13 protein-coding genes and 2 tRNA genes are annotated in these 13657 nt (G+C 62.7%); 7 read left to right on the forward strand and 8 right to left on the reverse strand.

The annotated features are described in order from the left end of the window. Positions 1-26: 26 nt before the first annotated feature. From IEG05_RS17730 to IEG05_RS17745, 4 genes are all read right to left on the reverse strand, one after another. Positions 27-1136, reverse strand: a complete 1110-nt coding sequence (locus tag IEG05_RS17730; RefSeq protein WP_046618745.1) for an NADH:flavin oxidoreductase/NADH oxidase — start codon at positions 1134-1136, stop codon at positions 27-29. 95 nt (positions 1137-1231) lie between these two features. After that, positions 1232-3325, reverse strand: a complete 2094-nt coding sequence (locus IEG05_RS17735) for a molybdopterin oxidoreductase family protein (protein ID WP_046618746.1) — start codon at positions 3323-3325, stop codon at positions 1232-1234. A 128-nt stretch (positions 3326-3453) separates the two neighbouring features. Further along, positions 3454-5169: a single-stranded-DNA-specific exonuclease RecJ gene (gene recJ / locus IEG05_RS17740; protein ID WP_046618748.1), complete on the reverse strand. Its 1716-nt coding sequence runs from the start codon at positions 5167-5169 to the stop codon at positions 3454-3456. Positions 5170-5195: 26 nt separating this feature from the next. Continuing rightward, the gene (locus IEG05_RS17745; RefSeq protein ID WP_046618750.1) at positions 5196-5723 is read right to left on the reverse strand and encodes a winged helix DNA-binding protein; all 528 of its coding nucleotides are present in this window, start codon (positions 5721-5723) and stop codon (positions 5196-5198) included. A gap of 192 nt (positions 5724-5915) precedes the next feature. Here IEG05_RS17745 and IEG05_RS17750 point away from each other — a divergent pair, with 192 nt between their 5' ends. From IEG05_RS17750 to IEG05_RS17765, 4 genes are all read left to right on the forward strand, one after another. Next, complete coding sequence (locus IEG05_RS17750; protein WP_046618752.1) at positions 5916-6665, forward strand: 5-oxoprolinase subunit PxpA; 750 nt, start codon at positions 5916-5918, stop codon at positions 6663-6665. Further along, positions 6662-7369 carry a 5-oxoprolinase subunit PxpB gene (pxpB, locus tag IEG05_RS17755; RefSeq protein ID WP_046618753.1) on the forward strand — a complete coding sequence of 236 codons (708 nt, stop codon included), beginning with the start codon at positions 6662-6664 and terminating at the stop codon, positions 7367-7369. The genes IEG05_RS17750 and pxpB overlap by 4 nt, the downstream gene beginning before the upstream one ends. Then, the gene (locus IEG05_RS17760) at positions 7366-8280 is read left to right on the forward strand and encodes a 5-oxoprolinase subunit C family protein (RefSeq protein WP_046618754.1); all 915 of its coding nucleotides are present in this window, start codon (positions 7366-7368) and stop codon (positions 8278-8280) included. Before pxpB ends, IEG05_RS17760 begins: the two co-directional genes overlap by 4 nt. A 114-nt stretch (positions 8281-8394) precedes the next feature. Next, the gene (locus IEG05_RS17765; protein WP_046618755.1) at positions 8395-9615 is read left to right on the forward strand and encodes an NRAMP family divalent metal transporter; all 1221 of its coding nucleotides are present in this window, start codon (positions 8395-8397) and stop codon (positions 9613-9615) included. Positions 9616-9633: 18 nt separating this feature from the next. Here the strand turns inward: IEG05_RS17765 and IEG05_RS17770 are convergent, their stop codons facing one another. After that, positions 9634-10173: a YaeQ family protein gene (locus IEG05_RS17770; protein WP_046618756.1), complete on the reverse strand. Its 540-nt coding sequence runs from the start codon at positions 10171-10173 to the stop codon at positions 9634-9636. 197 nt (positions 10174-10370) lie between these two features. On the opposite strand from IEG05_RS17770, the gene IEG05_RS17775 reads away from it, so the two are divergent. Continuing rightward, positions 10371-10589 (forward strand): bacterioferritin-associated ferredoxin, encoded by a 219-nt coding sequence (locus IEG05_RS17775; protein ID WP_014821003.1) that lies wholly within the window; start codon positions 10371-10373, stop codon positions 10587-10589. Positions 10590-10780: 191 nt separating this feature from the next. After that, complete coding sequence (bfr, locus tag IEG05_RS17780; protein ID WP_003300730.1) at positions 10781-11251, forward strand: bacterioferritin; 471 nt, start codon at positions 10781-10783, stop codon at positions 11249-11251. A 71-nt stretch (positions 11252-11322) separates the two neighbouring features. Here bfr and IEG05_RS17785 read toward each other — a convergent pair whose 3' ends face one another. The 3 genes from IEG05_RS17785 to IEG05_RS17795 all read right to left on the reverse strand — a co-directional run bounded on the left by IEG05_RS17785 (position 11323) and on the right by IEG05_RS17795 (position 12505). Further along, on the reverse strand, positions 11323-12072 hold the full coding sequence (locus IEG05_RS17785) for a BamJ family beta-barrel-assembly machinery protein (RefSeq protein WP_014821004.1): 750 nt from the start codon (positions 12070-12072) through the stop codon (positions 11323-11325). 267 nt (positions 12073-12339) lie between these two features. Further along, a tRNA-Asp gene (locus tag IEG05_RS17790) sits at positions 12340-12416 on the reverse strand. Between the two features lie 13 nt (positions 12417-12429). Beyond that, positions 12430-12505: transfer RNA gene (locus IEG05_RS17795), tRNA-Val, on the reverse strand. A 215-nt stretch (positions 12506-12720) separates the two neighbouring features. Here IEG05_RS17795 and rdgC point away from each other — a divergent pair. Beyond that, entirely contained in the window at positions 12721-13641 is a 921-nt protein-coding gene (gene rdgC, locus IEG05_RS17800; protein ID WP_045666798.1) for a recombination-associated protein RdgC, read from the forward strand. Positions 13642-13657 lie beyond the last annotated feature (16 nt).

Here is a 13657-nt window from a genome sequence, read left to right on the forward strand (position 1 = left end):
TTGAATCAGGATTTGAACAGAAGTGCTCAGTCAAACGACTCGGGCACCTGACGAATCGGCGTGTCGCGATGGGCGGCACGCACGTACTGCGCCGGCCAGGCCACGGAACTGTCACGCAGATCCTCGGCGGCATGCAGCGGCCAGTACGGATCACGCAGCAGTTCGCGGGCGAGCAGAATCAGGTCGGCCTGGCCGGTGCGCAGGATGTGTTCGGCCTGCACCGCCTCGGTGATCATGCCGACCGTGCCGGTGGCGATACCCGCCTCCTTGCGCACGCGCTCGGCGAACTGGGTCTGGTAGCCCGGCCCGACTGGAATATCGGCGTTGGCAGCAGTGCCGCCGGATGACACGTCGATAAGGTCGACGCCAATTTCCCTGAGCCGCCGCGCGAGTTCGACGGTTTCGTCGGCATTCCAGCCATCATCGACCCAGTCGGTCGCCGAGAGGCGGACGAACAGCGGCAATTCCTCGGGCCAGACCTCGCGAACAGCCGCCGTAACCTCCAGGAGCAGGCGGATACGGTTATCGAACGAGCCGCCGTAACGATCCTGGCGCTGATTGGATAGCGGCGAAAGGAACTGATGCAGCAGGTAGCCATGGGCCGCATGCACCTCGGCGACCTTGAAGCCGGCTGCCAATGAGCGCTCGGCCGCCTCGACGAACGCCTGCACGACGACCGCGATGCCGGCATCGTCCAGCGCCGTCGGCACGGCATGTTCAGGCGAGAAAGCAATGGTCGAAGGGCCGACCGGGGTCCAACCGCCAGCGGCGATAGGCACGCTGCCATGCTTGCCGAGCCAGGGCCGCCACGTACTCGCCTTGCGCCCGGCATGGGCCAGCTGCACGCCGGCGAACGCGCCCTGCGCCTCGATGAAGCGGGTGATACGGCGTAGCGGCTCGACATGCTCATCGGACCAGATGCCGAGGTCGTCCGGCGAAATACGCCCCTCAGGGCTGATCGCCGTCGCTTCGATGATCACCAGCCCGGCGCCACCGACGGCCCGACTGCCCAGATGCACCAGATGCCAGTCGTTCGCCATCCCGGCCTTCGCCGAGTACTGGCACATGGGCGATACGGCAATCCGGTTGGGCAGTTTGAGCTGGCGCAGGGTTAGCGGCTGGAAAAGCTGGGACATGTCGGCCTCTACTGTCGATGATGCGGATTTGACACCCGTCAGTAGAGACCGTTTCGCCGCTCATGCCCAGCCCGACATCGGTGGAACTGTCTGCCTCAGGCAGCGCTAACCTGCACCGGCACACCGTTGAGCGCGGCATTGCCGGATACATCCAACTGGCGCTCGTCAGTCAGGTCGTTACTGCTGGCGCCCGGTTGCTGCCGGGCGATATCCATTTGCACGCCAGGACGGGCGTGGCCCCAGCCATGCGGCAGGCTGACCACGCCGGGCATCATCTCCTCGCTGGCCAGCGCCTCCACCTCGACCACGCCGACACGGGAATGCACACGCACACGCTGGCCATCCAGCAAAGTCCGAGCAGCCATGTCCGCAGGGTGCATCAGCAGCTGGTGACGCGGCTTGCCCTTCACCAGGCGCTGGTAGTTGTGCATCCAGGAATTGTTGCTGCGTACATGCCGGCGGCCGATCAGCAGCAGCTCGTCGCTCTTGGTCTGCGGCTCGGCGGCGAAACGCTGCAGATCCTCCAGCATCAGCGCTGGCGCAGCCTGGACGCGTTGGCTCGGCGTTTTCAGGCGCCGCGCCAGATTCGGCTTGAGCGGCCCTAGATCCAGCCCGTGGGGATGATCCTTCAGTGCTGCCAGGCTCAGCTTGCGCTCGGACTTGTCGCCGTATGGCCCATGGCGTAGCGCCAGATCCATCATTTGCTGCGGCGGCATGGTGGGCTTCAGCTCGACGCCGACCCGCACTGCGTACGCCTTAGCCAGCCCGATGAAGATTTCCCAGTCGTGCAGCGCACCCTCGGGTTTGGGCAGTACCGGCTGGTTGAAGCGGGTGACGTTGCGCACGGCGAGCAGGTTGAAGGTGGCGTCGTAATGGTCGTGCTCCAGCGGCGCGGTCGGCGGCAGGATCACGTCGGCATAGCGAGTGGTTTCGTTGATGTAGAAATCCACACTGAGCATGAACTCCAGCCCATCCAGCGCCTGCTCCAGCTTGCGCCCGTTGGGCGTGGAGAGCACCGGGTTTCCGGCCACGGTGATCAGTGCACGCACCTGCCCTTCCCCAGGTTCAAGCATCTCCTCGGCCAGTGCCGCTACCGGTAGTTCGCCGCCGTATTCAGGCAACTGCGAAACCCGGCTATGCCAGGCGGCGAAGTGGCCGCCGGAGGTGGTCTCCACCAGATCCACCGCAGGCTCGGTACACAGCGCGCCGCCGACCCGATCGAGATTGCCGGTGACCAGGTTGATCAGCTGCACCAACCACTGGCAGAGCGTGCCGAAGGCCTGGGTCGAGACGCCCATCCGCCCGTAGCAGACTGCCTTGTCCGCCGCCGCGAAATCCCGCGCCAGCTGGCGGATCTGCTCGACCGGAATCCCACAACGGGCGCTCATCGCCTCGGCGGTAAAGGCGGCGATCGCCGTGCGCACCTCCTCGATGCCGTCCAGCGGGAGCTCGCTGGTGCGCGTCAGGCCTTCCTCGAACAGAGTATTGAGCAGGCCAAACAGCAGCGCCGCGTCTTGTCCCGGCCGCACGAACATATGTTGATCGGCGATCGCTGCGGTCTCGCTGCGACGCGGGTCGACCACCACCAGCTTGCCGCCGCGGGCGCGGATCGCCTTCAGCCGCTTCTCCACGTCAGGTACGGTCATGATGCTGCCGTTGGAGGCCAGCGGGTTGCCGCCGAGGATCAGCATGAAATCGGTGTGATCGATGTCCGGCACCGGCAGCAACAGGCCGTGGCCGTACATCAGATGGCTGGTCAGGTGATGCGGCAGCTGATCGACCGAGGTCGCGGAAAAGCGATTGCGCGTCTTCAGCAGCCCGAGAAAGTAGTTGCTGTGGGTCATCAGCCCGTAGTTGTGCACACTCGGGTTGCCCTGGTAGATGGCCACGGCATTGGCGCCGTGGCGCTCGCGGATCTCAGCCAGGCGCTCGGCGACCAATTCGTAGGCCTCCTCCCAGCTGATCGCCTGCCACTCATCGCCGCAGCGCCGCATCGGGTGGCGCAGCCGGTCAGGGTCGTTCTGGATGTCCTGCAGGGCGACAGCCTTGGGACAGATATGGCCGCGGCTGAAGCTGTCGAGGGGGTCGCCCTTGATCGAAAGGATGCGCTCGCCTTCGGTCTGGATGGTCAGGCCGCAGATGGCTTCGCACAGGTGACAAGCACGGTGATGGACGCTGATGTCGCTCATTTCGGATTCCCGCATGGCGCTGTTGTTGTCCAGCCACTCTAGGCGCCACGGCCATGGGCAACAATCAGACGTCTTGACGGGGAATGGCGCTGGATTCAGCCGGCCTATCGTCAGCCGGCATGCATCGATCAGCGCGGGGCGATATGCGCCACCATCAGCTGCACGCTTTCATGACCGCGGTACTCGTTGACGTCCAGCTTGTAGGCCAGCTCCGCCCAGCGCACCGTCGGATTCGGCCATATCTCGCGATCGATGTTGAAGGCGATGCCATCGAGGGTCAGCGAACCACATTCACTCTTGAGTACCAGCTTCAAATGGCGCTCGCCAACCAGGCGCTGCTGCACCAGCTGGAACACACCATGGAACATCGGCTCGGGGAAGTGCTGCCCCCAGGGCCCGGCGTTGCGCAGCGCACGCGCCAGCTCCAGATGAAATTCCTCGACACTCAGCTGGCCGTCGGTGAGCAGCCGGCCGGTGAGATCGTCCTCGCAAAGCTGACGGCGCACTTCGGCGTCGAACGCGGCGGCGAAGGCGCCGAAGTTGGCTTGCGGCAGTGAAAGCCCGGCTGCCATGGCATGCCCGCCGAACTTGCTGATCAAGCCCGGATGCTTGGCGGCGACTGCATCCAGCGCATCGCGGATGTGAAAGCCCGGCACCGAGCGCGCCGAGCCCTTGAGCAGCCCGTCGCCAGCATCGGCGAAGGCGATGGTCGGGCGGTGGTAGCGCTCCTTCAGGCGCGAAGCCAGGATGCCGATCACACCCTGATGCCAGTCCGCCTCGAACAGGCACAGGCCGAACGGCAGGTCTTCCAGCGGCAGATCCTTGAGCTGCGCCAGCGCCTCGCGCTGCATGCCCTGCTCGATGCTCTTGCGGTCCTTGTTCAGCTCATCGAGCTGGACCGCCATATCGCGCGCCAGTGCCTCGTCCTCGCAGAGCAGGCATTCAATGCCCAGCGACATGTCATCCAGCCGCCCGGCCGCGTTGAGCCGCGGTCCGAGAATGAAGCCCAGGTCGGTAGAGGTGATGCGTCGATGATCGCGCCCCGCCACTTCGAGAATCGCCCGCAGGCCCGCCCTCGCCCGCCCCGCGCGAATTCGCGCCAATCCCTGATGGACCAGGATGCGATTGTTGGCATCCAGCGGTACCACGTCGGCGACACTGCCCAGCGCCACGAGATCCAATAGCTCAGCCAGGTTCGGCTCGGCCCAGCCCTGACGGGTGAACCAGTCCAGCTCGCGCAGCCGTGCGCGCAGGGCCAGCAGCACATAGAAGATGACCCCGACCCCGGCGATGCACTTGCTGGGGAAGGCGCACTCAGGCTGATTGGGGTTGACGATGGCATCAGCCGCCGGCAGTTCGTGACCCGGCAGGTGATGGTCCGTGACCAGCACCTTGAGCCCTGCGGCCTTGGCCGCCGCCACGCCGTCGACGCTGGAGATGCCGTTGTCCACGGTCACCAGCAGATCGGGCTCGCGCTGCAAGGCAACGGCAACGATTTCAGGGGTCAGACCGTACCCGTACTCGAAGCGATTGGGCACCAGGTAATCGACGTGGGCAGCGCCAAGCTGGCGCAAGCCAAGTACACCCACGGTGCTGGCCGTAGCGCCATCGGCATCGAAATCGCCAACAAAGAGAATGCGCTGGCGCTTCTCCAGCGCCTCGACCAGCAACTCGACTGCCGCATCAATGCCCTTGAGCTGCTTATAAGGGATCAGCCGCGCCAACCCCTTGTCCAGCTCTGCCGCGCTGGCCACGCCACGCGCCGCGTAGAGGCGCTGCAGCAGTGGCGGCATATCGCCAAGGTCGGGCAGCTGCTCGGGCAAGGGGCGGGGTTCGATACGCATGGGATTCCAGACTCGGTGAAGGTCGTTTACAGGGAGGTGGCGGCGCGTGCGGCCTGATCGTACAAGCCGGACATGGCGCGCAGCATGCCTGCCAGGCGGTGGATCTCGTCAGGGTCGATATTGAGGTTCTCGAACGAGGCAATCAGGCATTCGCGGCGGATGTCGGCGTATTCCTGGCAGAGCGCGCGGCCCTTTTCGGTGGTGCGATAGAACATTTCCTTGCCCTGCTTGGCACCTTCCACCAGGCCGAGTTTGCTCAGCTTCTTCAGCGCGTAGGTCACGGTGTGCGTGTCTTCCACGTTGAGCAGCAGGCAGATGTCTGCCTGTCGCTTGGCGCGGCCGCGACTGGCGAGGTTGTGCAGCACCATGACGTCCAGCGCGTTCATCTCTACCGTGCCGCAGGCCTGCATGCAGCGCTCCATCCAGCGCATCAGCGCGGCGCTGGCGACAATGATGCCGTACTCCAGTTCAGACAGTTCCTGGGACTGCTCGGCAAGGTGCGCCGAAGCAACGATCGAAGATCGCAACGGACGAGGGCTTTTGGCGTCAACCATCTTGAGTTCCTGACTGATGAAGCGGCAGCGCCGTTCGTATCGATGGGGCGGGCAAGGATACAGCAATGTCCGTTCAGGCACTTCAGACGCCCAACGGAAGAAATACGTTGATAATTTATCAATACTTTATCAATGTATCGATCCTCGACACCGCCGAAAACGCACCAGTCCATTTCGAAAGGAGCAGCCATCGTGAGTCGTCTCTTACTCAATTGCGACATAGGGGAAAGCTTCGGCGCCTGGACCATGGGCCTGGATGCCGAGGTGATGCCTTTCATCGACTGCGCCAATGTCGCCTGCGGCTTCCACGCGTCCGATCCGCAGATCATGCGGCGCACGGTCGCATTGGCACGCAAGCATGATGTGCGCATCGGCGCCCATCCGGCCTATCCGGATCTGGTCGGCTTCGGCCGGCGCTCCATGGCCTGCAGCCCGGCCGAAGTGGAGAACATGCTGCTCTACCAGATCGGCGCGCTCGACGGCATCTGCCGCGCTGAAGGCACGCAGGTCCGCTACGTCAAACCCCACGGTGCGCTGTACAACGACATGATGCGCCAGCCCGACCTGCTGCGCGCAGTGATGAGCGCCATCAAGGCCTACAGCGCCAACCTGCCGCTGATGCTGATGTCCACCCGCGACAACAGCACGAGCCAGGCGCTGGCGGAAGAAATGGGCATCACCCTGTGGTTTGAAGTGTTCGCCGACCGCGCCTATGACGCCGCCGGCATGCTTGTTTCGCGCAGCCTGCCAGGCGCCGTCCACCACGATGCAGAAACCGTTGCCGACCAGGCCCTGCGCCTGGCCAAGGGCGAGGCGCTGATTGCGAGCGATGGCAGCGCGCTGATTCTGCAGGCCGATACCCTCTGCGTGCATGGCGACAACGCCGGTTCCATAGCCGCCGTCCAGCGCATCCGTCAGGCGCTGCAGGCGCTTCCCGCATGAAGCCGCGGATCGAAGTGGTCGGCGTCGACAGCCTGTTGCTGCGCCTGTTCGATCAGATTGATGAAGACAACATGCCCTGGATGCTCGCCGCCAGTCAGCGTGTGCGCGAAACCTTCGGCGCGGCACTGGTCGATCTGGTGCCCTCCTACACCACGCTGCTAGTGCACTACGACCTGACCCAACTGGACGACCTGCAGGCTCGCCAGCACCTTCACCAAGCGCTCGCGGGTCTGCAGCCCGCCGCCGCCGAAACCGCGCGCCAGCATGAAATCCCGGTGTGGTACGACGCCAGCGTCGGCCCCGAGCTACGAGCGCTAGGCAAGCGCAGCGGACTCGGTGTAGCTGGCGTGATCGAGCAACACAGCGCGCATATCTATCAGGTATTCGCCCTAGGCTTTGCACCGGGCTTCGCCTTTCTCGGGCTGGTCGATGAGCGTCTGGCTAGCCCGCGCCTGGCCACACCACGCAAGCAGGTGCCGGCCGGAAGCCTGGGCATCGCCGATCGGCAGACCGCCATATATCCGCTGGTATCGCCGGGTGGCTGGAATCTGATCGGGCGCAGCCCGGTTCGTCTGTTCGACCGCGAGCTCGACGACTATAGCCTGTGGCAACCAGGCGACCGGGTGCGCTTCGTGCCCATCGAGCGCGCCGAATTCATCCGCTTGGGCGGCAACGACAGTCCTTTTCAGGAGACTGCCGTATGAGTCTGCTTATCGAACGCGCCGGCGCATTGGCCAGCTTGCAGGACGGCGGCCGTATGGGCGTCCGCCACCTCGGCGTTACCCAGGGCGGCCCGGTGGACTGGATTTCCCACAACTGGGCCAACTGGCTGCTTGGCAATCCGGTGCAGGCCGCGACGGTGGAAATCACGCTGGGGAATTTCAGCCTTCGCGCGCAAACCGATACCTGCCTGGCGATCTGCGGTGCCGATCTCGGCGCCGCGCTCGATGACGAAGCCATCGCGCCGGGGCGCAGCTTCGAGGTCCGTAAGGGTCAGCTGCTTACCTTCACGCATCCGAAGCGAGGCGTTCGCGCCTATCTCGCTGCGCCAGGCGGCTTTCAGGCGACACCGGTGTTGGGGAGCTGCGCCACGGTGCGGCGCGAGCAGCTTGGCGGCTTGACCGGTGACGGCCAAGCGTTGACCGAGGGCAACTGCTTGCACTGGCTCGGCGGTGCTTCTGACACTTCCCGGGAGCTGCCCGCGCAAACCGTCACCCCGCTTTCGAGGCCGAGCCTCGCGGTCGTGCTCGGCGCGCAGATTGGTGATTTCAGCGGCCAGAGCCTGTTCGATGCCTTCAACAGCGACTGGACAGTCGATCAACGAGCCGACCGCATGGGCGTGCGCTTGCTCGGCCCCGCGCTTCACAGCACGCGCTCATCCATGATTTCCGAAGGCGTGCCGCTGGGGGCGATCCAGGTTCCGGCCGACGGGCAGCCGATCATCCTGCTCAACGACCGCCAGACAATCGGCGGCTATCCACGCCTCGGCGCGCTGACACCTGCGGCGGTGGCCCAGCTGGCGCAGTGCCTGCCCGGTACCCCTCTCAGGCTCAAACCGATTTCACTGGAGGCCGCGCAACGCGCGCACCGCGAACTGCTAGCCCAGTGGCGGTAGTCGCTCATAAGGAGCCGCTGACCAGCAGCCAGTTATTCCTACAAGAACAACATTGCCGGGTATGACCCGGGCGCATTTCTACCTGCCCCAACGCCAAGAAAAAGAAGGTATCCAATGCAAGCCACACAAGCCGAACGCGGCACTCCCGCCCAGCGCAACGTCCTGCGCGGCGCCATTTTCATCATGGCGACTTCGTCCATCGGACCCGCGTTTCTAACCCAAACGTCGCTGTTCACCGAGAAGTATCTGGCGAGTTTCGCCTTCGCGATCCTGATCTCTTTGCTCATCGACATCGGTGCCCAGCTTAATATCTGGCGGGTGATCACCGTTGCCAACCTGCGCGGCCAGGACGTCGCCAACCGCGTGATACCCGGTGTCGGCCATCTGATATCCGCCTTCATCGTGCTTGGCGGCATCGCCTTCAACATCGGCAACATCGGTGGCGCCGGATTGGCGATGAACGTGATCTTCGGCGTCCCGCCGTTAATCGGCTCGCTGATCGCCGCCGTGCTGATCATTGGCATCTTCCTGCTACGCAACGCCAAGGGCGTGATGGACTCGGTGATGCAGGTGCTCGGCCTGGTGATGCTGTGCATGATCGGCTACGCCATGCTGCAGTCGAATCCACCGCTGCTCGAGGCGATGAGTCGCAGCTTCAATCCGGACGACCCATTGATCCTGCTGCTGCCGATCGTGACCTTGGTGGGCGGCACGGTCGGCGGCTACATTTCGTTTTCCGGTGGCCATCGCCTGGTGGAAGCCGGCATCACCGGCGTCGAGAATGTCAGGCTGGTAACCCGCGCGGCCGTGATCGGCATCGCCACCACCGGCGTCGTGCGCATCTGTCTGTTCCTCGCCGCGCTCGGTGTCGTCAGCCAGGGGTTGAGTCTCGATCCGAGCAACCCCGCTGCGTCGGTGTTCTCCCATTCGATGGGCACCATCGGCTACAAGATCTTTGGCGTAGTGCTGCTGGCCGCTTCGGTTTCATCGGTGATCGGCGCCGCTTATACCAGTGTGACCTTCATGTACTCGCTGCATGACAGCATCCGCCGGCATAACCAGCGAGTCGTGATCGCCTTTATTGCCTGCTCGACGCTCATCTACAGTCTGGTCGGCCAGCCCGTGAAGGTTCTGGTGGTAGCCGGCACGCTGAATGCCCTGGTGCTGCCGCTGGCACTGGGCTGCATACTGCTCGCATCGCGCAAAACGAACATCGTCGGCGACGCCTACCGTCACCCAACCTGGATGCTGGTGTTCGGCATATTGGCCATGCTGGCCACGGCGGTCGGGGTGGTGATGTCGTTCAATGCGCTGCTGGAGTTCTGGCAAGCGTGACTGGCACGGCGGGCGCTCTCAGCGCTCGCCGAGCAACCAACCCAACTTCACTTCGAACTGGCCACGCTCATCGGTGATGAACAACGTGCCGTCACTGATCATCACGCCCCACTGCAGACTACGCGGCAAGTCCTTGACCAACGCGGCAAGTGACTCCGAGTCGATGGTGGCAATGGACAGATTCTTCAATCCCTTCACCGCATCGATCACCTTGCCCTGCCAGACGCGCAGATTGCCATAGGCAACCAGGCTGACGCGTTCGGCTCGTCGCGAACACCAAGTCAATCGCTCTGCATCCGGCTGACCCACTTCGATCCAATGAAGGACGCGGCCATCCAGACTCTTTTCCCAGAGTGCTGGCTCGTCCACATCAGAGAGGCCGCGACCAAAGGCCAGCTGCTCGTTATACCAGAGCGCATAGGCAATTAATCGCACGCCGAGGCGTTCTTCGGTTTCCGACGGGTGTTTGGCGACCGTAAAGCGCAGATTCTCGTATACCCCGCGGTCCAGGTCCGTGAGATTCAGCTCGACTTTATATGGTGTGGCTTGCAGGGCCATGAACGGCCTCCGTTGCGAAAAGGCGCGCAGTCTACCGCAAAGCGGTCAACACCGATCTTCGCTGCGGCCTTCGACACCGTCGGTACGAACGGAAAAATACGCTCATCGGGAGACCCCCCCCGACGAACGAACTTTGACAATTATTCTCATTCTGATTAGCATCCCAACCGTCAACGAATTCAACGGGTAGTGTTTCTATGTACGTCTGTCTTTGCCAGGGTGTCACCGACGGCCAGATTCGCGATGCCATCTACGAAGGCTGCTGCAGCTACCGTGAAGTACGGGAAACGACCGGCGTCGCCACCCAGTGCGGCAAGTGCGCCTGCGTCGCCAAGCAGGTCGTGCGCGAGACGCTCAGCAACGTGCAAAGTGCCCAGGCCTCCCTCGCCTACCCTGCCAGTTTTGTTCAGGCTTGACAGACTGAAGCCATGAAGCCGGGCCATGCCCGGCTTTTTTTTGCCTGCAAATCAGCAAGTTGCTCAGAAGGATGCGGAACGCAACTATTCTCGCTAGGGTTTAGCTTTAGCATTCAATGACTTAGGTTTGACAGGTCGCCTGAGCGTGGCCAGACTGCTTGCATTCCCACCGCGTCAGGCAGGCTAACTACATGAAAGGCGACAAGCTGGTCATTCAGCACCTCAACAAGATCCTCGGCAATGAGCTGGTAGCCATCAACCAGTACTTCCTGCACGCGCGCATGTATGAGGACTGGGGTCTCGGCAAGCTCGGCAAGCATGAGTACGAAGAATCCATCGACGAGATGAAGCATGCGGACAAGCTGATCAAGCGCATCCTGTTCCTGGAAGGCCTGCCGAATCTGCAGGATCTGGGCAAGCTGCTGATCGGTGAGAACACTCGCGAGATGCTCGAGTGCGACCTCAGGCTGGAGCAAGGTGGCGTGCAGGATCTGAAGGTCGCCATCGCTTACTGCGAAAGCGTCGGCGACTACGGCAGTCGCGAGCTGCTGGAAGACATCCTCGAATCCGAGGAGGAACACATCGACTGGCTGGAGACGCAGCTGAGCCTGATCGACAAGGTGGGCATGGAAAACTACCTGCAGTCGCAGATGGACGACTGACTCAGTAACAAGCCCATATAAAAACGCCCCGACTAGATCGGGGCGTTTTCGTTTGCAGCGAAGAGAACCGCTTATTCCTGCTCGGCTGCTTCAGCAGGCTGCTCGGCTGCGGGCTGCTCGGCCTCGTCACCCTTGATATCCAGCAGCTCGAGATCGAAGACCAGCACCGAGTTGGCCGGGATCAGCGGGCTCGGGCTCTGCTCGCCGTAGGCCAGTTCGCTCGGGATGTAGAGCTTGTACTTCTCGCCCACATGCATCAGCTGGAGACCTTCGACCCAACCTGGAATCACACCGCCTACCGGCAGATCGATCGGGCTGCCGCGCTTGATCGAGCTGTCGAAAACGGTGCCGTCTGTCAAGCTGCCCTCGTAGTGCACGGTCACCACGTCGTTCTCGGTCGGTTGACGGCCTTCGGCCGCCTTGACGACTTCGTACTGCAGACCGGATTCGGTGGTCTTCACGCCTTCACGCTTGGCGTTGTCTTCGAGGAACTTCTTGCCAGCCTCGACCGCTTTGGCATTCATCTCAACCATGCGCTCTTCGGCACGGGTCTGCAGGAAGGTGAAAGCTTCCATCAGCTGCTCATCGGTGAGCTTCTGCTCCTTCTTGCCGATGGCATCTTCAATACCCTGCGCAACAGCCTGGGAGTCGAGATCATCCATACCCTCCTGCGCAAGGCTCTTGCCCATGTTCAGGCCGATACCATAGGACGCCTTCTGCGCCGGAGTGTCCAGTTTGACACTGGTCTGCGAGTCGCAGCCGGCCAGCACCAGGCCAACCAGGGCAACCGCAGGCGCCAAACGATGATGTCTCAGTCTCATGCTGTTTCCTTAAATACGCTGTTGGGCATTCGAAAAACCGATGGTCGAGCTTAGCAGCGCATCCCGGCACTGGCTACCGCACCCCAAGGCAAGGACCGTAAAGAGATTGCAAAGAACGGACGCGCGTAGCAATCCGACAGCAGGATCGATCCGAGCGAGAAGCGGCACCCGCAGCTTCCGCCCACAAAAATTCAGGCAAAAAAAAACGGCCTAGATGGCCGTTTCTTTCGTTGCTTCAGGGCGTTCAGTGGACCCGTGAAGCGAATATGGCGCAGCGGACGGGACTCGAACCCGCGACCCCCGGCGTGACAGGCCGGTATTCTAACCGACTGAACTACCGCTGCGCTAAACCTCGAGTGGTGGGTGATGACGGGATCGAACCGCCGACCCTCTGCTTGTAAGGCAGATGCTCTCCCAGCTGAGCTAATCACCCGTTTGCTCTCGAAGTGGGGCGCATTCTAGAGAGGGTTCCGCGCCTTGGCAACCCCCTTTCGAAAAAAAAATTGCAGAAGTTCCAAAGACTTAGGAAAACCCTCGATTTACCAGCCGATTTTTCTCGTCCGCCGTGCATTAACATCCCGCAGGGTTGGCCTGAACTGGCCAGGCAGGAATAATGCACCCCTTTGCTTTCCGGAGTTCTACCCCGCCATGTGGTTTCGTAACCTGCTCGTTTACCGTCTCACCCAGAACGTCGCTCTAGATGCCGAGACACTCGAAGCTGCACTGGCCGCCAAACCTGCCCGCCCCTGCGCCAGCCAGGAGCTGAGCACCTACGGCTTCGTCGCCCCCTTTGGTAAGGGTGAAGACGCCCCCCTGGTGCACGTCAGCCAGGGTTTCCTGCTGATCGCCACGCGCAAGGAAGAACGCATTCTTCCGGGCAGCGTCGTCAAGGATGCGCTGAAGGAAAAGGTCGACGAGATCGAAGCCGAGCAGATGCGCAAGGTCTACAAGAAGGAGCGCGACCAGATAAAAGACGAGATCATCCAGGCCTTTCTGCCGCGCGCCTTCATCCGCAAATCCGGCACCTTCGCCGCAATCGACGCCGAACGCGGGCTGATCCTGGTGAACTCGGCCAGCCCGAAGAAGGCCGAGGACCTGCTGTCCACCCTGCGTGAAGCGATCGGCTCGCTGCCGGTGCGCCCGCTGACCGTGAAGATTGCGCCAAGCGCCACCCTGACCGATTGGGTCAAGACGCAGAAGTCCGCAGACGACTTCTTCGTGCTCGACGAATGTGAGCTGCGCGATACCCACGAGGACGGCGGAGTGGTGCGCTGCAAGCGCCAGGACCTGACCAGCGACGAGATCCAGCAGCATATGGAAGCCGGCAAGCAGGTCACCCAGCTGTCGCTGGCCTGGCAGGACAAGCTGTCCTTCGTGCTGGACGACAAGTTGATTATCAAGCGCCTGCGCTTCGAGGAACTGCTGCAGGACCAGGCCGAGCAGGACGGTGGTGAAGACGCCCTTGCCCAGCAGGACGCCAGTTTCCTGCTGATGATGATGACCTTCCGCGAGTTCCTGCCTTCGCTGTTCGAGGCGTTCGGTGGCGAAGAAGTCCCCCAGGGCCTCTGACACCCGCTCGGGGCGC

This window comes from Stutzerimonas kunmingensis (assembly GCF_014764705.1).
Classification (GTDB): Bacteria; Pseudomonadota; Gammaproteobacteria; order Pseudomonadales; family Pseudomonadaceae; genus Stutzerimonas.

Bases quoted from the DNA above. Each gene is read 5' to 3' on its own strand.
- IEG05_RS17730 (WP_046618745.1), bottom strand. From the start codon at position 1,136: ATGTCCCAGCTTTTCCAGCCGCTAACCCTGCGCCAGCTCAAACTGCCC.
- IEG05_RS17735 (WP_046618746.1), bottom strand. From the start codon at position 3,325: ATGAGCGACATCAGCGTCCATCACCGTGCTTGTCACCTGTGCGAAGCC.
- recJ (WP_046618748.1), bottom strand. From the start codon at position 5,169: ATGCGTATCGAACCCCGCCCCTTGCCCGAGCAGCTGCCCGACCTTGGC.
- IEG05_RS17745 (WP_046618750.1), bottom strand. From the start codon at position 5,723: ATGGTTGACGCCAAAAGCCCTCGTCCGTTGCGATCTTCGATCGTTGCT.
- pxpB (WP_046618753.1), top strand. From the start codon at position 6,662: ATGAAGCCGCGGATCGAAGTGGTCGGCGTCGACAGCCTGTTGCTGCGC.
- IEG05_RS17760 (WP_046618754.1), top strand. From the start codon at position 7,366: ATGAGTCTGCTTATCGAACGCGCCGGCGCATTGGCCAGCTTGCAGGAC.
- IEG05_RS17765 (WP_046618755.1), top strand. From the start codon at position 8,395: ATGCAAGCCACACAAGCCGAACGCGGCACTCCCGCCCAGCGCAACGTC.
- IEG05_RS17770 (WP_046618756.1), bottom strand. From the start codon at position 10,173: ATGGCCCTGCAAGCCACACCATATAAAGTCGAGCTGAATCTCACGGAC.
- IEG05_RS17775 (WP_014821003.1), top strand. From the start codon at position 10,371: ATGTACGTCTGTCTTTGCCAGGGTGTCACCGACGGCCAGATTCGCGAT.
- bfr (WP_003300730.1), top strand. From the start codon at position 10,781: ATGAAAGGCGACAAGCTGGTCATTCAGCACCTCAACAAGATCCTCGGC.
- IEG05_RS17785 (WP_014821004.1), bottom strand. From the start codon at position 12,072: ATGAGACTGAGACATCATCGTTTGGCGCCTGCGGTTGCCCTGGTTGGC.
- rdgC (WP_045666798.1), top strand. From the start codon at position 12,721: ATGTGGTTTCGTAACCTGCTCGTTTACCGTCTCACCCAGAACGTCGCT.